The 18,721-nt window shown below is 71.1% G+C and carries 15 protein-coding genes; 9 read left to right on the forward strand and 6 right to left on the reverse strand.

Annotated elements, in window-relative coordinates; all coding sequences use genetic code 11:
- Positions 1-80 precede the first annotated feature (80 nt).
- Positions 81-1,490 (forward strand): dihydrolipoyl dehydrogenase family protein, encoded by a 1,410-nt coding sequence (locus FSY66_RS00775; RefSeq protein WP_144790314.1) that lies wholly within the window; start codon positions 81-83, stop codon positions 1,488-1,490.
- A 54-nt stretch (positions 1,491-1,544) separates the two neighbouring features.
- Here FSY66_RS00775 and FSY66_RS00780 read toward each other — a convergent pair whose 3' ends face one another.
- Positions 1,545-2,291 (reverse strand): TetR/AcrR family transcriptional regulator, encoded by a 747-nt coding sequence (locus FSY66_RS00780; RefSeq protein ID WP_144790316.1) that lies wholly within the window; start codon positions 2,289-2,291, stop codon positions 1,545-1,547.
- A gap of 139 nt (positions 2,292-2,430) precedes the next feature.
- Here FSY66_RS00780 and mhpA point away from each other — a divergent pair, with 139 nt between their 5' ends.
- The 7 genes from mhpA to FSY66_RS00815 all read left to right on the forward strand — a co-directional run bounded on the left by mhpA (position 2,431) and on the right by FSY66_RS00815 (position 11,883).
- The gene (gene mhpA, locus FSY66_RS00785) at positions 2,431-4,071 is read left to right on the forward strand and encodes a bifunctional 3-(3-hydroxy-phenyl)propionate/3-hydroxycinnamic acid hydroxylase MhpA (RefSeq protein WP_222115489.1); all 1,641 of its coding nucleotides are present in this window, start codon (positions 2,431-2,433) and stop codon (positions 4,069-4,071) included.
- 17 nt (positions 4,072-4,088) lie between these two features.
- Positions 4,089-5,177: a maleylacetate reductase gene (locus FSY66_RS00790; protein WP_144790318.1), complete on the forward strand. Its 1,089-nt coding sequence runs from the start codon at positions 4,089-4,091 to the stop codon at positions 5,175-5,177.
- Positions 5,174-6,079: an intradiol ring-cleavage dioxygenase gene (locus FSY66_RS00795; RefSeq protein WP_144790320.1), complete on the forward strand. Its 906-nt coding sequence runs from the start codon at positions 5,174-5,176 to the stop codon at positions 6,077-6,079. The genes FSY66_RS00790 and FSY66_RS00795 overlap by 4 nt, the downstream gene beginning before the upstream one ends.
- Positions 6,080-6,183: 104 nt before the next feature.
- Positions 6,184-7,131: an L-lactate dehydrogenase gene (locus FSY66_RS00800; RefSeq protein ID WP_144790322.1), complete on the forward strand. Its 948-nt coding sequence runs from the start codon at positions 6,184-6,186 to the stop codon at positions 7,129-7,131.
- A gap of 98 nt (positions 7,132-7,229) precedes the next feature.
- The gene (locus tag FSY66_RS00805; RefSeq protein WP_144790324.1) at positions 7,230-8,828 is read left to right on the forward strand and encodes an L-lactate permease; all 1,599 of its coding nucleotides are present in this window, start codon (positions 7,230-7,232) and stop codon (positions 8,826-8,828) included.
- A 72-nt stretch (positions 8,829-8,900) separates the two neighbouring features.
- A complete protein-coding gene (locus FSY66_RS00810) occupies positions 8,901-9,575 on the forward strand; it encodes a LysE family translocator (RefSeq protein ID WP_260853281.1) in 675 nt (224 codons plus the stop codon).
- Positions 9,576-9,738: 163 nt separating this feature from the next.
- On the forward strand, positions 9,739-11,883 hold the full coding sequence (locus tag FSY66_RS00815; RefSeq protein WP_144790326.1) for a beta-glucosidase: 2,145 nt from the start codon (positions 9,739-9,741) through the stop codon (positions 11,881-11,883).
- A gap of 115 nt (positions 11,884-11,998) precedes the next feature.
- Here FSY66_RS00815 and FSY66_RS00820 read toward each other — a convergent pair whose 3' ends face one another.
- Genes FSY66_RS00820 through eat form a run of 5 tightly spaced genes read right to left on the reverse strand, consistent with a single transcriptional unit; the run spans position 11,999 to position 17,795 of the window.
- Positions 11,999-12,784: a 3-oxoacyl-ACP reductase gene (locus FSY66_RS00820; RefSeq protein ID WP_144790328.1), complete on the reverse strand. Its 786-nt coding sequence runs from the start codon at positions 12,782-12,784 to the stop codon at positions 11,999-12,001.
- Positions 12,785-12,830: 46 nt separating this feature from the next.
- On the reverse strand, positions 12,831-14,186 hold the full coding sequence (locus FSY66_RS00825; protein WP_144790330.1) for an aldehyde dehydrogenase family protein: 1,356 nt from the start codon (positions 14,184-14,186) through the stop codon (positions 12,831-12,833).
- Positions 14,186-14,953: a gamma-glutamyl-gamma-aminobutyrate hydrolase family protein gene (locus FSY66_RS00830; protein WP_144790332.1), complete on the reverse strand. Its 768-nt coding sequence runs from the start codon at positions 14,951-14,953 to the stop codon at positions 14,186-14,188. Before FSY66_RS00830 ends, FSY66_RS00825 begins: the two co-directional genes overlap by 1 nt.
- Complete coding sequence (locus FSY66_RS00835; RefSeq protein WP_144790334.1) at positions 14,934-16,307, reverse strand: glutamine synthetase family protein; 1,374 nt, start codon at positions 16,305-16,307, stop codon at positions 14,934-14,936. The genes FSY66_RS00830 and FSY66_RS00835 overlap by 20 nt, the downstream gene beginning before the upstream one ends.
- A 45-nt stretch (positions 16,308-16,352) precedes the next feature.
- A complete protein-coding gene (gene eat / locus FSY66_RS00840; RefSeq protein ID WP_144790336.1) occupies positions 16,353-17,795 on the reverse strand; it encodes an ethanolamine permease in 1,443 nt (480 codons plus the stop codon).
- Positions 17,796-17,977: 182 nt separating this feature from the next.
- Here eat and FSY66_RS00845 point away from each other — a divergent pair, with 182 nt between their 5' ends.
- The gene (locus FSY66_RS00845) at positions 17,978-18,682 is read left to right on the forward strand and encodes a FadR/GntR family transcriptional regulator (RefSeq protein ID WP_222115490.1); all 705 of its coding nucleotides are present in this window, start codon (positions 17,978-17,980) and stop codon (positions 18,680-18,682) included.
- The last annotated feature ends 39 nt before the right edge of the window (positions 18,683-18,721 follow it).

An 18,721-nucleotide genomic window follows, 5' to 3' on the forward strand; every position in this document is an offset into this window, starting at 1 on the left:
CCCCCTCCGCGCTCGGCACCCCGCGCCCCGGACTCCCACCGAGCGGGCGGCAGGGGTGGGCGGGGGCGTAGCGTGGTGGCATGAGCGAGTTGAGCCAGTCGGCAGATGTCATCGTGATCGGCGGCGGCCCCGTGGGCGAGAACGTCGCGCAGTACGCGATCGAGGGCGGGCTCTCCGCCGTGATCGTGGAGCACGAGCTGCTGGGCGGCGAGTGCTCCTACTACGCCTGCATGCCGTCGAAGGCGCTGCTGCGCCCGCTCGAGGTGGTCGCGACCGCGCAGCAGTTGCCCGGCGCCGCCGGGGCGCGGGCCGATGTCGAGGCGCTGCTGGCCCGCCGCGACGACTTCGTCTCCCACTACGACGACGACGGGCAGGTCTCCTGGGCCCGCGACGCCGGCGCAGAGGTCGTGCGCGGGCACGGCGAGCTGGCCGGCGAGCGGCTGGTGCGGGTGCGCGGCGACGACGGCGAGCGGATGCTGCGCGCCGAGCGGGCCGTCGTGATCGCCACCGGCAGCACCGCGAGCGTCCCCGGGATCTACGAGGGCCTGGGCGCGTGGACCTCCCGCGATGCGACCGGCGTCCGCGAGATCCCGCAGCACCTGGCGATCGTGGGCGGCGGCGTGGTCGCCTGCGAGGCCGCCGCGTGGATGGCCGGGCTCGGCTCCCGGGTCACGATGCTCGTGCGCGGCGAGTCGCTGCTGGGCGGCATGGAGCCGTTCGCCGGCGAGCACGTGGCCGACGGCCTGCGCGCCGCCGGCGTCGAGATCCGGTTCCGCACCGAGGCCTCGTCCGCCTCCCGGCCCGAGGTCCGCGACACGGGTCTGGGCCGCCTCCACGGCGGGCCGGTCGCGCTCTCGCTGCCGGACGGCGAGCAGCTGGAGGCCGATGAGCTGCTCGTGGCGGCGGGCCGGCGCCCCGCCCTGGACGCCGTGGGGCTCGACGCCGTGGGCCTGGAGACGCAGGACGTGCTCGAGGGCCGGCTGCCCGAGTGGCTGCACGCGATCGGCGACGCCGGCGGCCGCGCCGCGCTGACCCACGGCGGCAAGCACGACGCCCGCGTGCTCGGCTCGCACCTGGCCGCCGCGGCCGGAACGGCCCCCGCCGAGAGCCCCGAGCCGGGGACCGTCCCCGTGCCGCAGGTGGTCTTCACCGATCCGCAGGCGGCCATGGTGGGATGCACCGAGGCGCAGGCCAGGAAGCTCGAGCTGGACGTCGTCGTCGCCCGGACCCCCTACGGCTCCGCGGCGGGCACCGCCCTGCTGCGCGACGACGTCGACGGCACCGCGCAGCTCGTGGTGGACCGCGGCGCGGGCACGGTGGTGGGTGCGACGTTCGTCGGCCCGGAGGCGGCCGAGCTGCTCCACGCGGCCACGATCGCGATCGTGGGGCAGGTGCCGGTGCGCCTGCTGCGCCACGCGACCCCGGCCTTCCCGACGGCCTCGGAGCTGTGGCTGCCGCTGCTGGAGCAGCTGCCGCGCGAGCTGCGCTGAGCGCTCAGGGCCGGTCCCGCGGCCCCGCCGGCGAGCGCGGTCGACGAGACCTGATCAGGCCTGCGCCTCGAACGCCTCGCCCGTCGGCAGCGGGCGGCTGACCACCTCGTGGGCCTGCTCGCACGTCAGCCCGACCATGCGCAGCATCCCCTCCGCGAAGTGATCGGCCAGCTCCTCCCGGGCGCGGCCGCTGGTCACCAGATGGATCGCCGAGGACAGCGACCCGAAGGTCGACACGACCGCCATGTCGAGGTCGATCACCTGCAGGCGCCCGGTGTCCATCCCGCGCTGGATGTCCCGGCGAGCCCTCGGGCCCAGGATCTCCACGACCGCCGGGTGGGCCACGCCGAGACGGACGTACATCTGACCCCACAGGGGGTCGCCGAGCGCGTGCCGCACGAGCAGGCGCAGCGATCCGGCGTAGATCTCGGCCGGGTCGTCGGTCACCTCCGCCACCCGGTCCAGCCGACGCCCCACGGAATCGATCTCGCGCTCCACGAGCCGCTGGATCAGCGCCTGAACCGTGGGGAAGTAGTTGTAGACCGTTCCGGCGGCCACCCCGGCCTCCGAGGCCGCCTCCGACATCGTCACGGCGTCGAGCCCCCGCTCGGCCACGAGGCGCCGAGCCGCGTCGAGCAGCCGCGCCTCCGTGCGGGCCCGCTGCCGCCACTGCCGACCGCTGCTGCTCGCCGACGGCCCCGCTGCCGCCCCGGCCGTCGTCCTGACCGGCGCTCGGGCCCCCGTCCCGGCACCCCGCGCGCCGGCAGTCCGGACAGCGCCCGCCTGATCCTCATCGTCCATGGGGCCAGCCTACGAAGTCCCCGGGACGTCCCTGACGGACTCTCGTCGACGTTTTCAAGATTGACTCTTGCTTCAAGACTGAGACTTATCTCATACTGAGAGCCAGTTCACATCACTTCGACGCAGAGGACGTCCGGACATGAGCACTCCGCAGACCAAGGCGATGCCCGTCATCCCCACGAACCCCGAGACCCAGCGGCACCGGGCGGATGTCGCGATCATCGGCTACGGGCCGGTGGGCGCGCTGCTGGCGCTGCAGCTGGCGCAGAACGGCCACAGCGTGGTCGCCGTCGACCGGTGGCTCCAGCCGTACACGCTCCCGCGGGCGGTGACCTACGACCACGAGATCGCCCGCATCCTCTCGACCCTGGGGATCGACTCGGACGACGACCCCGCCGTGGAGCGCCATCCTGAGATCTACTACTGGAAGAACGCCGAGGGCCGCACCCTGCAGGAGGTCGACTGGGGCAGCGACAACCCCTCCGGCTGGGCCACGAGGTACTGGTTCTACCAGCCGGAGCTCGAGGAGCGGCTGCGGGCCATGGCCGCCCAGCACGACGACGTCACCCTCCTGCGCGGCTGCCGGATCCACGACCTGGTCCAGGACGACGACGGCGTCACCCTCAGCGGCGTGAGCACCGACGGCCACGGCGACTCGAGCGCCGTCGAGATCTCGGCGTCCTACGTCATCGGCTGCGACGGCGCCAACAGCTTCGTGCGCGAGCACGAGCAGATGGCCTACGAGGACCACGGATACTTCTTCGACTGGCTGATCCTGGACATGAAGCCGACCGTCGAGCGGGAGTGGTCCCCCACGCACTGGCAGCTGTGCGATCCGGCCCGCCCCACCACGATCGTGCCGGGCGGGCCCGGCCGGCGGCGCTGGGAGTTCATGGTCCTGCCGGGCGAGCAGCCCTCCGAGCTGGCGGCCCCGGAGAGCGCCTGGAAGCTGCTCGAGCCGTGGGACGTCACCCCGGAGAACGCGCAGCTCGAGCGCTCGGCGGTCTACCGCTTCCAGGCCCGGTGGTCCGACGAGTGGCGCCGGGGACGGGCGCTGATCGCCGGCGACGCCGCGCACCTGATGCCTCCTTTCGCCGGGGAGGGCATGTGCACCGGCCTGCGCGACGCCGTCGCCCTGGGGTGGCGCCTGGACCTGATCCTGCGCGGCCTCGCCGACGACGCCCTGCTGGACAGCTACGGCACCGAGCGCCGCGAGCACGTCAAGCACTACGTCGAGTTCTCCATGGAGCTCGGGAAGGTCATCTGCATCACCGACCCGGCCGCCGCGGCGCAGCGCGACGAGCGCATGCTCGCCGAGATGGAGGACTACGACGGCACCCCGGTCAACACCGACATCGGCGTCCTCGGCCCGGGCATCGGCGCGGACGACGACCCCCTGGTGGGCACGCTCGCGCATCAGGGCATCGTCGAGCAGGACGGGCGGCGCGGCCGCTTCGACGACGTCGTCGGCCGCGGCTGGATCCTCGTGGGCCTCGAGCAGGACCCGTGGGAGGCCCTGGACGACGCCCAGCGCCGGGCGCTGCAGGCGCTGGAGACCCGCTGCGTGCGCGTGGGAGCTCCCGGCGGCGACGCCGAGGTGCAGGACGTCGACGGCGTGTTCGCCGCCTGGCTCGGCGAGGCCGGTGCGACCTATGCGCTCATCCGGCCCGACTTCTACGTCGCAGCCGCTGCGCGCGATGCCGAGCATCTGCGAGCCTCTCTGGAGACCGTGATCCCACGGCTGCACCTGACCGACGCCCGCCTCACGGCCACGGCCTGAGCGAAGGAGACAGACCCATGACGTCCTTCACCCACGACACCCTCGGCCAGCGGGTCATCCTGGATGCCGGCCGCGGCGCCGAGCACCTGGCCGAGGAGGTCGAGCGCCTCGGGGGCCGGCGGATCATGCTGATCGCCTCGAGCTTCGAGCAGGAGCTCGCCGAGGGGCTCGTCGGCGAGCTGCCGGTCGAGCTGACCTGGACCGAGGTCCAGCAGCACGTCCCCCGGGAGAACGCCGAGCGCGCCCGCGCGGCGGCAGCCGAGCACGGGATCGACCTGCTGGTCAGCGTCGGCGGCGGCTCGACCACCGGCCTGGCCAAGGCGGTCGCGCTCACCACGGGGCTGCCGATCATCGCGGCGCCCACCACCTACGCCGGCTCGGAGGCCACCCGCATGTGGGGCATGACCGAGGACCGCACCAAGTCCACGGGCCTGGACGACCGCGTGCTGCCCCGCACCGTGATCTACGACTCGACGCTGACCACGTCGCTGCCCGTCGAGCTCTCCGTGGCCTCCGGGTTCAACGGCCTGGCGCACTGCGTGGACTCGATGTGGGCCCCGGCCACCGACCCGATCGCCCAGGCCATGGCCCTGGAGGGCATCCGGGCGCTGAGCGACGGCCTGCCCCGCGTCGTGGCCGACCCCCAGGACCTCGACGGCCGCGACCAGGCGCTCTGCGGGGCGTATCTGTCCGCGGTGTCCTTCGCCTCGGCCGGCTCGGGGCTGCACCACAAGATCTGCCACGTCCTGGGCGGGACCTTCGACCTGCCACACGCGCAGACCCACGCGATCGTGCTGCCCTATGTGCTGGCCTTCAACGCCCCATCCGTCCCGGAGATCGCCGCCCGCCTGGCCCGCGCCTTCGGCGCCGAGGACACATCCGACCCCGCCTCGGCGGCCGTCGGCGGACTCGAGCGCCTGCGCGAGGCCACGGCTGCCCCCCGCGCGCTGCGGGATCTGGGCATGCCGGAGGACGGCATCGCCGAGGCGGTCGAACGCAGCCTGGCGGCGGCGCCGTCGTCGAACCCCACCCCCGTCACCGAGCAGGACCTGACCGATCTCCTGCGCGCCGCGTGGGAGGGAGCAGACCCCGGGAGGACCGCATGAGCACCGAGAACCGCACCCAGAACGTCTCCGCCGAGCAGGCCGAGCGCGAGCAGTTCGTCACCGACATCGCCCTGAAGTCCTTCGAGGACTCCCCCGATGACCGCCTGCGGGAGATCATGCAGTCGCTCACGCGGCACCTGCACGAGTTCGCCCGCGAGGTCCGCCTGACCGAGGACGAGTGGAACGCCGGCATCAGGTTCCTGACCGATGCCGGGCACATCACCACCGACGTGCGCCAGGAGTTCGTGCTGCTCTCCGACACGCTGGGCGTCTCCATGCAGACCATCGCGATCAACAACGAGGCGTACGAGGACGCGACGGAGGCCACCGTCTTCGGGCCGTTCTTCGTCGAGGACGCACCGGAGATCGAGCAGGGCGGGGACATGTCCTTCGGCGCCAAGGGCCAGCCGTGCTGGGTCGAGGGCACCGTGCGCGGCACCGACGGCGAGCCGCTGCCCGGGGCCCGGATCGAGGTCTGGGAATGCGACGAGGACGGGTTCTACGACGTCCAGTACGACGACGACCGCACCGCCACCCGCGCGCACCTGTTCGCCGACGAGAACGGCGAGTACCGGTTCTGGGGGCTCACCCCGGTGCCCTACCCGATCCCGTACGACGGGCCCGTGGGCAAGATGCTGGAGGCCGTCGGGCGCTCCCCGATGCGCGCCTCCCACCTGCACTTCATGGTCTCCTCCCCCGGCAAGCACACGCTCGTCACGCACATCTTCGTCGACGGCGACGAGTACCTGGAGCGCGACACCGTGTTCGGCGTCAAGCCCTCGCTCATCAAGGACTTCGTCCAGCAGCCGGCCGGAGCGCCGACCCCCGACGGCCGCGAGCTCGACCGCGACTGGGCCCGGGTGCGCTTCGACATCGTGCTCCCGCCGGAGACCACCGCCTGACCCTTCCACCCCCGATCTGCGGTTGTGATCGACCTCATGGCAAACAGCGCGGCAATCGCAGGCAATGCCACCCGTAGCCACACAAGCGCTCATAACCTGGGGTCATGAGCAGAAATGGGAAGCTGACCGTCGTCGGAGCCGGAGCCGTGGGTTCGAGCGTCGCGTACGCGGCGATGATCCGGGGCTCCGCCCGCCATATCGCCCTCTACGACATCGCCGCCGAGAAGACCGAGGCCGAGGTCCTGGACCTCTCCCACGGCACCCAGTTCGCCGCCGGGACGGACATCATCGGCGGATCCGACATCTCCGTGACCGAGGACTCGGACATCGTCGTCATCACGGCCGGCGCCAAGCAGCGCCCCGGGCAGACCCGCCTGGACCTCGCGGCCACGAATGCCGGCATCCTGGGCTCCCTGATGCCCCAGCTGCTGGAGGCCTCTCCGGATGCCGTCTACGTGATCGTCACCAACCCGTGCGATCCCATGACGACCGTCGCCCAGCAGCTCTCCGGCCTGCCGCCCGAGCGCATCTTCGCCTCCGGCACCGTGCTGGACACCTCCCGCCTGCGCTGGCTGCTGGCCCAGCACGCCGGGGTCTCCACGACGAGCGTGCACGCCCACATCGTCGGCGAGCACGGCGACAGCGAGTTCGCGCTGTGGTCCACGGCGACGATCGGCACCGTCCCCATCCTCGAATGGACCCAGGACGGCAAGCCGCTGTTCACCGCGGATGACCTCGAGAAGGTCGCCGACGAGGTCCGCGGGGCTGCCTACAAGGTCATCCAGGGCAAGGGCGCGACCAACTACGCGATCGGGCTGTCCAGCGCCCGGATCGTCGAGGCCGTGCTGAGGGACCAGCACACCATCCTCAACGTCGCCCCGGTGCTCTCGGACTTCCACGGCATCGACGGCGTCGCGCTGTCCGTGCCCAGCATCGTCGGCGCGCACGGCGCCGTCCCCATCCGCGAGACGCCGTTCTCCGACGAGGAGCTCACGCGGCTGAAGGCCTCGGCCGACGCGCTCGCCGCGGTCGTCGCCGACCTGGACGGCTGAGCCCGCCGACCCCTCGGCCGCCGTCGTCCACCGCCCGAGCCCGACGACGGCGGCCGCTCCACGTCCCCGCCCGCCCCTGACCGCTGGAGACCCCTGCCATGTGGACCCAGAACATCGACCCCCTCGGAAGCCTGCCCTTGTCGGCTCTCGTGGCCGCGCTGCCCATCATCGTGTTCCTGGCGTGCATGGTGCTGTTCAAGCTGACCGGCCTGAAATCGGGGGTGATCGCCCTCGTCGTGCAGGCCGTCGTGGCGCTGGCCGTGTTCGGGATGCCGGCCTCGGCCGCCGCCGGAGCCGGGCTGCTCGGGCTGCTCACCGCCCTGTGGCCCATCGCCTACATCATCATCATGGCCGTCTGGCTGTACCGGCTGGCAGTGCTGTCCGGGCGCTTCGACGTGATCCGCTCCTCCATCGCGGCCGTCTCGCGCGACCAGCGGATCCAGGTGCTGCTGATCAGCTTCGCCTTCGGCGCGTTCCTGGAGGGCGTGGCCGGATTCGGCGTGCCGATCGCGATCTGCGCGGCGCTGCTCGTGCAGCTCGGCTTCCCGGCCGTGCGCGCGGCCGTGCTCTCGCTGGTGGCCAACGTGGCCGCCGGGGCCTACGGCGCCATCGGCGTCCCGGTGCTCATCGGCGCGCAGGTCACGGGCATGGAGGTCATGGACCTCTCCCGCACCCTGGTCATCCTCCTGCAGCCCCTCACCTTCCTCATCCCGTTCCTGCTCGTGATGATCGTCGACGGCGTGCGCGGGCTGCGCGAGAGCTGGCTCCCGGCGCTCGTGGCCTCGGTGGTCTTCAGCGCGGTGCAGGGCGGGATCCTCTGGTTCCTCGGCCCGGAGCTGGCCGACCTCGGCGCCGGCCTGGCGGCCATGGTCGCGCTGATGGCGCTGTGCCGCGTGTGGTCCCCGCGCCGCATCTCCCAGGCCGAGGAGGCCTCGGAGACCGCGGAGGAGTCGCATTCGGGGCGCGAGGTCCTGGTCGCCTGGAGCCCGTTCTACATCCTGTCGGGGATCATCCTGGTGTGGTCGATCCCGGCCGTGCAGTCCCTGTTCATGACCGGCCCCCTCGGGTTCACCACGCTCGAGTTCCCGATCCCCGGGCTCACCGACCAGATCGCGACGTCGTCCGGCGACCCCGTGACGGCCACCTGGAGCCTCTCGATCCTGGGCGCCACCGGCACCGCGATCCTGCTCTCCGTCATCGTCTCCTTCCTGACCACTCCCCAGGTCTCGCTGAGCGGGCTGCTCGGCGAGCTGCGGGGCACCGTCAAGGATCTGGGACCGGCCATCGTGCTGATCGCGGTGATCCTGGTGCTGGCGAACATCGCGAACTTCTCGGGCGGCTCCACCTCGATGGGCTCGGCCCTGGCCGCGGCCGGCCCCGTGTTCCCGCTGATCGCTCCGATCATCGGCTGGATCGGCGTGTTCCTCACCGGCTCGGTGGTCAACAACAACACCCTGTTCGCGCCGCTGCAGACCGCGACGGCCCAGGGCATCGGCGCCGACCCTGCCGTGCTGGTGGGCGCCAACACGGCAGGCGGCACGACCGCAAAGGTCATCTCCCCGCAGTCCATCGCGATCGCCGCCGGCGCGGTGGGGCTCAACGGCAGGGAGGGCGAGATCCTGCGCGGCTCGATCGCCTACAGCCTGGGCATGCTCGCGGTGATCTGCCTCTGGACGTTCCTGCTCGCAGCGCTCTGAGGACGACGGGAGCCGCGCCGTGCCCCGGCACGAGCGGCTCCCGCGCTCGGCCGATCCCCTAGTCTCACCCGCATGGAGCTGTGGTCGGCCGTCCTCTCGTTCGCCGTCGTCGCCGGGCTGATGACGATCACCCCCGGGCTCGACACCGCTCTGGTGATCCGCACCGGGGCCCGCGCGGGACGGCGATCCGCCATGGCGGCCACCCTGGGGATCGTCAGCGGCATCTTCCTGTGGGCCGTCGTCGCGGCCGTGGGCATCAGCGCGCTGCTGCTGGCCTCGTCGACCGCCTACACCGTCGTGAAGATCGCCGGCGCGGTCTACATGGTCTGGCTCGGCGCGGGCATGATCCTCTCCGCGGTGCGCCGCCGCCGCGAGGAGCCCGCCGCCGACACCGGGATGATCGACGCGACCGCCGTGGCCGAGGGCGCCCGGTGCCGCACCGGGCGCCCGATCGCGTTCTACCGGCAGGGCCTCCTGGCCAATCTCATGAATCCCAAGATCGGCGCGTTCTACGTGGCCCTCATCCCGCAGTTCCTCCCTCCCGAGACCCCGGCCCTGGTCGGCGGCTCCGTGCTCGGACTGGTCCACGTCGTCGAGACCCTGCTGTGGTTCGGGCTGATCATCCTGGCGGTGCATCGGATGAAGGACTTCTTCGCCCGCCCTGCGGTGCAGCGCTGGACCGACGCCGTCGCCGGCACGGTCATCACCGCGCTCGGCGTGCGGCTGGCGCTCGCGCCGTCGGACTGAGGCCGTCGGACCGGGGCCGGTCTGTGGGGAGGGGACCGGCTGATGACGCCGCCCGGCAAGGACCCGCAACCCCTGGCGGCCGCTCGTGCACGCCTGTGAGGCTGGTCTCACCGAGCAATCCCCAGGCGCCGTCGACGACGACGGCCAGAAGGAGGACGACCCCATGAGCACCGACCAGAAGCCCTGGATGGACGGCTCCAAGGCCCCCCGCGAGCGCGCCGAGGCGCTCGTGGAGGCCATGAGCCTCGAGCAGAAGATCGCCCAGCTGCACGGCAACATGGAGACGATCGACATCTACGCGATGACCAATGACGTCTCCAGCAACGACGAGATGGAGCAGCTGGCCGCGCAGATCCAGATCAAGCGCCACGTCGCCGCCACGGAGGAGCTCGACATCCCCCGCATGCGCGTGACCAACGGACCCGTGGGCGTGGGCATGGGCGACGGCACCCCGTCGCCGCCCGCGACCGCGCTGCCCATGACCATCGGGCTGGCCGCCGGCTTCGACCCCGAGCTGGCCCGCGAGTACGGCGACATCATCGGCTCCGAATCCGCGACCCTGGGCCAGCACGTCCTCGAGGGCCCGGGCGTGTGCCTGCACCGGACCCCGATCTCCGGGCGCAACTTCGAGTACTTCTCCGAGGACCCCTACCTCTCCGGCGTGATGGGCGTCGAGGTGGCCAAGGGCATCCAGGACCACGACGTCATCGCGATGGGCAAGCACTACGTGGTCAACGACCAGGAGGTCGAGCGCTTCCGCGCCTCCGTCGAGGTCGACGAGCACGTGCTGCGCGAGCTGTACCTGCTCCCGTTCGAGATGCTGGTCAAGGACGCCCGCATCGCCGCGATCATGAGCGCCTACAACCGCGTGCGCGGCACCTACGCCACCGAGAACCGGTACCTGCTCCACGACATCCTGCGCAGGGAGTGGGGCTTCGAGGGCTACGTCCAGTCCGACTTCTGGTCCTGCCGCTCGACCGCCGCCTCGCTCAGCGCGGGCATGGACCTGGAGATGCCCGACGCCAAGTTCCTCAACGAGGACACGGTCAAGGCCGCGCTCAACGACACCTCGCTCGAGATCGAGACCGTGGACCGCGCGCTCGTGCGCCGCTTCACGCAGATGTTCCGCTTCGACCAGTTCGGCAAGGACTACGACCCGGGCGAGATCGACGCGGCCGCCCACGGCGCCGTCTCCCGCCGCATCGGCTCGCAGCTGGCCGTGCTGCTCAAGAACGACGACGACCGCCTCCCCCTGGACCCCCAGGCCGCCCGGAGCGTCGTGATCATCGGCCAGCCGGACTACGTGGACGTGGCCTGCAACGGCGGCGGCGGGTCGTCGAAGGTGGATCCGCTCTACACCGTGACCCCGCTCGACGGGATGCAGGACGTGCTGCGCGATCTGGGCTCCGACGCCTCGGTCTCCAAGGTCACGGTCTCGCGCGATCTCTCCGACCTGGACCAGGCCGTCGCGGCAGCCCGGGACGCCGATCAGGTGGTCATCATGGCCGGCATGGTCGCGACCGAGGGCGCCGACGGCACCACCTCCCACCTGGGCGACGACCAGGACCGGATGATCGAGGAGCTGCTGGACGCGGCGCCGTCGGCCGTCGTCGTCCTGAAGGACTCGACCCCGGTGCTGATGCCGTGGATCGACAAGGCGAGCGCGGTCCTGGAGGCCTGGAATCAGGGCGCCGAGGACGGGCACGTGGTGGCCGACCTGCTGTTCGGGCGGGTGAACCCGTCCGGCAAGGTGCCGACCACCTACATGCGCCGCGAGCAGGACAGCCTGTACCACGACCGCGCCGAGCGCCACCCCGGCGTCGACGAGGGCGACGGCTACCCCACGATCCGCTACTCCGAGGGCCTGGAGATGGGCTACCGGTGGTTCCAGTCGCAGGGCATCCGGCCGCTGTTCCCGTTCGGCCACGGGCTGTCGTACACGAGCTTCGAGCTCGACGACGTCGCCGTCTCCGAGACCGTCACCGGTGCCACCCACCCGCTGATGGTCTCGGCAACCGTCACCAACACGGGTGAGACGGCGGGCGCGGAGATCGTGCAGGTCTACCTGGGCGTGCCGTCCGCCGGCCAGCCGCCCAAGCGCCTGGTGGGCTTCCGCAAGGTGCACCTGGAGCCGGGGGCCTCGCAGCGCGTGGAGATCGTGCTCAACCCGGAGGCCACCGCCAAGCCGTTCAGCGTGTGGGACTACGAGCTGGGCGAGTTCACGATCCCGGTGGGCGACTTCACGGTCTACGTGGGGACCTCCTCCGAGGACACCCCGTTCACGGAGACGGTGACGGTGCTGGAGTGAGCCTCCCTTCGGGGCGCGCCTGCTGAAGCGGGCACCTGCATCGCGCGAGCGGGCGATCTCATGCGCCATGAGCACTCATAGGGCACGGGATCGCCCGCTCCGCGCGGGTGGGGGATCAGATCTGGTCGAGCGGGGTCACGTAGGCGCTCGAGATGCCGCCGTCGACCAGGAAGGTCGACGCCGTCATGAACGACGAGTCGTCGCTGGCCAGGAACGCCACGGCCGCCGCGAGCTCCTCGGGCTCGGCGAAGCGGCCCATGGGCACGTGGATGAGCCGGCGGGCAGCCTTGTCCGGATCCGTTGCGAACAGCTCCTTGAGCAGAGGCGTGTTCACGGGGCCGGGGCACAGCGCGTTGATGCGGATGCCCTGGCGGGCGAACTCGACGCCGAGCTCCCGGGTCATCGACAGGACGCCGCCCTTCGAGGCGCTGTAGGAGATCTGCGAGGTCGCCGCCCCCATCACCGCAACGAACGACGCCGTGTTGATGATCGAGCCCTTGCCCTGCTCCTGCATGTAAGGGATTGCGGCCTTGCAGCACAGGTAGACGGAGGTCAGGTTGACCTGCTGCACCTTGTGCCAGGCGTCGAGCCCGGTCTCCAGGATCGAGTTGTCGTCATCGGGCGCGATGCCGGCGTTGTTGAAGGCGATGTCGACGCTGCCGTGGGCCTCCTTGGCGGTCGCGAACAAGCTGTTCACCGCGGTCTCGTCGGTCACGTCGACCTGGACGAAGCGTCCGCCGACCTCGGCGGCGGCCTTCTCGCCGGCGGCAGGGTCGATGTCGCCGATGACGACGTTCGCACCCTCCTGGGCGAAGCGCCGGGCGGTGGCGAGTCCGATGCCGCTGGCTCCTCCGGTGATCACGGCGCAACGGCCTGACAGTCGCGCGTTGATATCGGTCATGGTGTCCTCCTGGGTCACTGAGCTGTGGGGGATGCTCCGAGTCGGGTCACTCGGAGGAGATGAAGACGTTCTTGGTCTCGGTGAACGCGTCGGGCGCGTCCGGGCCGAGCTCGCGGCCGAAGCCGGACTGCTTGAATCCGCCGAACGGCGTCCAGTAGCGGACCGAGGCGTGGCTGTTCACCGACAGGTTCCCGGCTTCGACGGCCCGCGAGACGCGCAGAGCCCGACCCACATCGCGGGTCCAGAGGGACCCCGAGAGCCCGTACTCCGTGCTGTTCGCGATCCGGACGGCATCGGCCTCGTCGTCGAAGGGCACGACGGAGATGACGGGCCCGAAGATCTCCTCGTCGAAGTCCGGGGCGCCCTCGCGGGAGTCGAGCACGGTCGGCGGGAACCAGAATCCGCTGCCCGACGGCGCCCGGCCCTGGAAGAGCACGGAGCCGCTGTCGACGTACCCGGCGACCTTGTCGCGATGCTCGGCGGTGATCAGCGGCCCCATCTCGGCATCGGCCGAGCTCGGGTCGGTGCAGACGAAGCCCTTGACCGCCGGCTCGAGCAGCTCGAGGAAGCGATCGACGGCGCTGCGCTCGACCAGCAGCCGCGCCCGCGAGCAGCAGTCCTGGCCCGCGTTGTCGAAGGCCCCGCCGGGGGCTGCGGCCGCGGCGGCCTCGAGATCGGCATCCGCGAAGACGAGGTTCGCGTTCTTGCCGCCGAGCTCCAGGGTCAGCCGCTTCACCTGCTCGGAGCAGCCGGCCATGATCCGCTTGCCGACCTCGGTCGAGCCGGTGAACACGATCTTGCGGACGTCGGGATGCGTCACGAAGCGATCGCCCACGACGGAGCCCTTGCCGGGCAGCACCGTGAGCACTCCTTCGGGCAGGCCCGCCTCCAGCGCCAGCTCGCCCAGGCGCAGGGCGGTGAGCGGCGTGACCTCGGCCGGCTTGAGCACGACGGTGTTGCCCGCCGCGAGCGCCGGGGCGAGACCCCATCCGGCGATCGGCATGGGGAAGTTCCAGGGCACGATCACCCCCACCACTCCGAGCGGTTCCTGGAAGGTGATGCTGACCCCGCCGGGGACGGGGATCTGACGCCCGGACAGCCGTTCGACGCCGCCGGCGTAGTAGGCCAGGACATCGCGGACGTTGCCGGCCTCCCACGTCGCATTGCCGATGGTGTGCCCGGCGTTGCGGACCTCGAGCCGGGCGAGGTGGTCGATGTCCGCGTCGACGGCGTCGGCGAAGCGCCGCAGCAGTCGCGCGCGGTCCGCCGGATCGATCGACCGCCAGGACTCGAACGCGCTCTTGGCGCGCGCGATCGCCGCATCGACCTCCTCCAGGGGAGTCTGCTCGACCTGGGTGAGGGTCTCGCCGGTCGAGGGACTGAGGATGTCGGTGGTGCTCATCAGAGGGGGGCCTCCTGGTCGGCTGCGGATGCTCGGGAGACGTCGCGGCCCCGCAGGGCGTCGACGAACCCCTCGAAGAGCCGCGGGTCGCCGCGGTTCTCCTCGGGGTGGAACTGGACGCCGACGACCCAGCTGCCGTCGGCGGTCTCGACGGCCTCGATGGTGCCGTCGTCTGCGGAGGCGGTGACGGTCAGGCCGTCGGCCACCCGGTCGAGGGACTGGTGGTGGTAGCACGGCGACCAGGCGCGCTCGCCGAGCAGCGTGCGGCAGATCGAGCCGGGGGCCGTGCTGAACTCGACCCGGCCGTACTCGCCGGGTGCCGGCCGGTACTCGTGGGCCCTGTCGGTGATCTCGGGCAGGTGCTGGTGCAGCGTCCCGCCCAGCGCCACGTTGAGGATCTGCGCGCCGCGGCAGATCGCGAGGACCGGCAGCCCCCGATCCATCGCTGCCCGCGTCAGCTCGATCTCGAACGCGTCGCGCAGCGGCTTCGGGTCCGTCTCGGGATGCGGTTCGGCCCCGTAGTGCGCGGGGTCGACGTCCGGGCCGCCGATGATGATCAGGCCGTCGAGGACGTCGAGGGCCGCGGCGTCGATCCCGACCGGCGGAAGGAGCATCGGGGCGCCCCCGGCGGAGGCCACGGCCTCCACGTAGGCGCTCGGCACGATGGCGCCCATCGAGCTCCAGACCCCCCAGGTGCCCTCCTGGTAGTACGTGGTGACGCCGACCCGCGGGCGTCGTGAGGCGGAGTCAGAGACGCTCGAAACCACGGCGCAGCTCCCAGTCGGTGACCTCGCTGTAGAAGGTCTCCATCTCGTCGTCGGCGTAGTGGACGTAGTGGTCCACGACGGAGTCGCCGAAGACCCGGCGCGCCAGCTCGGAGCGATCCAGCAGATCGCGGGCCTGGCTCATGGTCCGGGGCACCACCGGGGCGCCGGACTCGTAGGCATTGCCCTCGGTCATCGGCTCGAGCTCCCGCTCGTTCTCGATGCCGTCCAGACCGCAGGCGAGCATGGCAGCCAGTGCCAGGTACGGATTGACGTCGCCGCCGGGGAGGCGGTTCTCCATGCGGGCCGCCGGCCCCTCGCCGACCAGTCGGATCGCGCAGCTGCGGTTGTCCATGCCCCAGGCCACGGAGGTGGGGGCGAAGCTGCCCTTGGCGAAGCGCTTGTAGGAGTTGATGTTCGGCGCGTAGAAGAGCGTCATCTCCTTCATCCCGTGGAGCACGCCGGCGATGAACCGGTCGTAGGTCTCGGTCCGCCGGCCCTTCGCGTCGTCCCAGAAGACCGTCGACCCGTCGAGGCCGCGCAGCGACATGTGGATGTGGCAGGAGCTGCCCTCCCGCTGGTTCGGCTTGGCCATGAAGGTCACCGACTTGCCCTGCTGATGCGCGATCTGCTTGGAGGACAGCTTGTAGACCACGTGGTTGTCGGCGGTGACCAGGCCGTCGTCGTAGCGGAAGGCGATCTCGTGCTGGCCGAAGTTGCACTCGCCCTTGGCCGACTCGACCGTCATCCCGGCTCGGTACATCGAGTTGCGGATCTCGCGCAGCAGAGGCTCCACGCGCTGGGAGCCCAGGATGTTGTAGTCGACGTTGTACTGGTTCGCCGGCTCGAGGTCCCGGTAGCCGCTGCGCCAGGCGTCCTCGTACGTCGTGTTGTAGACGCAGAACTCCAGCTCGGTCCCGGTGAGCATCTGATAGCCCATCTCCCGGGCGCGCTCGAGCTGCTTCTTGAGCATGCTGCGCGGGGACATGGGGATCGGGTTGCCGGCGGTGTCCGTGAGGTCGCACTGGATCATGACCTGGCCGGGGTTGTGCGGCATGAGGCGGATCGTCTCCAGATCCATGTCGAACCTCATGTCGCCGTAGCCGGCCTCCCAGCTGGTCATGGCGTAGCCGTCGACCGTGTTCATCTCGGTGTCCACGGCCAGGAGGTAGTTGCAGCCCTCCGCCCCGTGGTCGAGCACGGATTCGATGAAGAACTCGGCGTGGCACAGCTTGCCCTGGAGCCGTCCCTGCATGTCCGTGAAGGCCAGCACGACGGTGTCGATCTCGCCCGAGGAGATGAGCCCCCGGAGGTCGTCGACGGAGAGCATGCGGTCGTTGCGGTGCTGCGGGTTCATGGTGATTCCTCACATCGATGGTCGGAGCTCGCGCGGAGCCACGGGTCAGTTCAGGTCTGCTTCTGCGGCTCGGAGCCGGTCGAACTCCTCCTCGGGTGCGCTGGCGACGAGATGGCGGCGGCTGTACAGCAGGAAGTACGCCAGGAAGATCACGAAGATCCCGGCGGTGATGCTGGCCGCGAGGATGTCGACGAAGAACGTCGCGATCACGGCGACGACGGCGAGGACCAGGGCGATGCCGGTGGTGACGACGCCGCCGGGGGTGCGGTAGCCCCGCTCGAGCTCGGGCTCGCGGATCCGCAGCATGATGTGCGAGAGGTTCAGCAGGACGTAGGAGACGGTCGCGCCGAACACGGCGATGTTGATGAGCAGGCCGCCGTCGCGGGTGATGGCCGCCAGGGCGAAGCCGATCGTGCCCGGCACGATCAGGGCCACCCACGGGGTCTTGCGCGAGCCCGTGAGCGACAGCCAGCGCGGGAGGTAGCCCGCTCGCGAGAGGGCGAAGAGCTGGCGGGAGTACGCGAACATGATCGAGAAGAAGCTCGCGACGAGGCCGGCGAGACCGGCGTAGTTCACGATCTGGGCGACGACGCTGTCCTGCCCGTAGGCGCTGCGCAGGGCCTCCGGGAGGGGGTTGTCCGAGGTGGACATGGCCTGCGCGCCGCCGACTCCGGGGACCAGCACGAGCATCAGGGCGCCGGTGGCCAGGAGGATGAGCAGCGCGACGATGATGCCGCGAGGCATGTCCCGCTTCGGGTCGGCGGTCTCCTCGGCGGCCAGGGGCACGCCCTCGATCGCCAGGAAGAACCAGATGCCGTAGACCAGGGCGGCCGTCGCGCCTGCCGCGCCCATGGGCAGGAACGCGCTCGAGCCCATCGAGCCGTCCGGGACGATGTCGAACAGCCGCGCGGCGTCGAACTGCGGGATCAGTGCGATCACGGTGATCACGAGCGCCACGAGGGCTATGGCCGTGATGCCGAACATCAGCTTGAGGGCCTCGCCGACGCCGTACATGTGGATGCCGATGAAGACCAGGTAGGTGACCAGGTAGACGGGCCACGAGTTGGTGATGCCGAACAGGCCGAGCGCCTCGATGTAGCCGCCGATGAACGTGGCGATGGCAGCCGGGGCCACCGAGTACTCGATGAGCACTGCCATGCCTGTGGCGAACCCGCCGAGCGGGCCCAGAGCGCGCCGCGCGAAGGCGTATCCCGCCCCGGCCACCGGCAGCGACGAGGACATCTCCGCCAGGCCGAAGACCATGCACGTGTACATGACGCCCATGAGCAGGAAGGCGATGAGCAGACCGCCCCAGCCGCCCTCGGCCAGGCCCAGGTTCCAGCCGGAGAAGTCGCCGGAGATCACGTAGGAGACTCCCAGGCCCGCCAGGAGCACCCACCCGGCGGCGCCCTTCTTGAGCTGCCGGTGGGCCAGGTACTCCTGGGCGGCGGCGCTCTGAGCGGGCGGCGCGGTGTCATCGCGGGTCATGGGGACCACCTCGGTCTCTGTGCTGGTGCTCCAATGGCCTGTTCGCGGTCCTTTGGAGTCAGGGGAAGTGAAGCACCTCACACAGGGGCGGTCAAGGGCCTCAGCGTAGAGTCGTCGGACGCGTCGCGCGGAGCCCTCTGCCGCTGAGGCGCCCGTGACCTCGCGACCCGTGAAGGAGCCCAGTGGACGAGCTCGGCCGCCCCCTCGACGTGCTGCGACCCGTGCGCTCGGGCAACGCCTTCGAGGAGACCGTCGAGCGAGTGCTCCAGGGGATGAAGGTCGGGCTCTTCGCGGTCGGCGCCAAGCTGCCGCCGGAGCGCGATCTCGCCCGCCACCTGGGGGTCTCGCGCGCAACGCTCCAGGAGGCCCTGCGCGAGCTGCAGGGCGCAGGGCTGCTCGAGACGCGCCGCGGTCGCTACGGCGGGACCTTCATCGTCGACGTGCCGCCCGTCGAGGCTCGTCGCGAGATCCCCGCCGCCGAGTGCGAGGACGTGCTGACCTTCCGCCGCATCGTCGAGCCCGCAGCGGCCGAGCTGGCCGCCCGATCGGAGCCCTCCGCCGAGGCCGGCCGCCACCTGCGCCTGTGCCTCACGGACTGCTCCGCGGCGGACGACGATGTGTACCGCTCCGTCGACGCCCGCTTCCACATCGCGATCGCCGAGCTGGCCGGGTCGCGGACCCTGCTCGACGCGGTCGTGGAGACTCGCGCCCGGGTCAACGCCCTGCTGGAGCACATCCCCCAGCTCACGGCGAACCTGCAGCACGCCGACCAGCAGCACTCGCAGATCGTCGAGGCGGTGCTGGCCGGCGACGCCGCCTCCGCCCGAGCGCTGATGGAGGACCACCTGGCCGGCACGGAGACGCTGCTGCGCGGCTTCCTGCAGTGATCCCCCCTCCCCTCTTCGGCCGAGCGGGCGATCTCATGC

It is taken from the genome of Kocuria palustris (assembly GCF_007666205.1).
GTDB classification, from domain to species: Bacteria; Actinomycetota; Actinomycetes; order Actinomycetales; family Micrococcaceae; genus Kocuria; species Kocuria palustris_A.

Coding starts and splice junctions, on each gene's coding strand:
- FSY66_RS00820 (WP_144790328.1), bottom strand. CDS start 12,784: ATGACCGATATCAACGCGCGACTGTCAGGCCGTTGCGCCGTGATCACC.
- FSY66_RS00780 (WP_144790316.1), bottom strand. CDS start 2,291: ATGGACGATGAGGATCAGGCGGGCGCTGTCCGGACTGCCGGCGCGCGG.
- FSY66_RS00800 (WP_144790322.1), top strand. CDS start 6,184: ATGAGCAGAAATGGGAAGCTGACCGTCGTCGGAGCCGGAGCCGTGGGT.
- FSY66_RS00795 (WP_144790320.1), top strand. CDS start 5,174: ATGAGCACCGAGAACCGCACCCAGAACGTCTCCGCCGAGCAGGCCGAG.
- mhpA (WP_222115489.1), top strand. CDS start 2,431: ATGAGCACTCCGCAGACCAAGGCGATGCCCGTCATCCCCACGAACCCC.
- FSY66_RS00810 (WP_260853281.1), top strand. CDS start 8,901: ATGGAGCTGTGGTCGGCCGTCCTCTCGTTCGCCGTCGTCGCCGGGCTG.
- FSY66_RS00775 (WP_144790314.1), top strand. CDS start 81: ATGAGCGAGTTGAGCCAGTCGGCAGATGTCATCGTGATCGGCGGCGGC.
- FSY66_RS00805 (WP_144790324.1), top strand. CDS start 7,230: ATGTGGACCCAGAACATCGACCCCCTCGGAAGCCTGCCCTTGTCGGCT.
- FSY66_RS00790 (WP_144790318.1), top strand. CDS start 4,089: ATGACGTCCTTCACCCACGACACCCTCGGCCAGCGGGTCATCCTGGAT.
- FSY66_RS00815 (WP_144790326.1), top strand. CDS start 9,739: ATGAGCACCGACCAGAAGCCCTGGATGGACGGCTCCAAGGCCCCCCGC.
- FSY66_RS00835 (WP_144790334.1), bottom strand. CDS start 16,307: ATGAACCCGCAGCACCGCAACGACCGCATGCTCTCCGTCGACGACCTC.
- eat (WP_144790336.1), bottom strand. CDS start 17,795: ATGACCCGCGATGACACCGCGCCGCCCGCTCAGAGCGCCGCCGCCCAG.
- FSY66_RS00825 (WP_144790330.1), bottom strand. CDS start 14,186: ATGAGCACCACCGACATCCTCAGTCCCTCGACCGGCGAGACCCTCACC.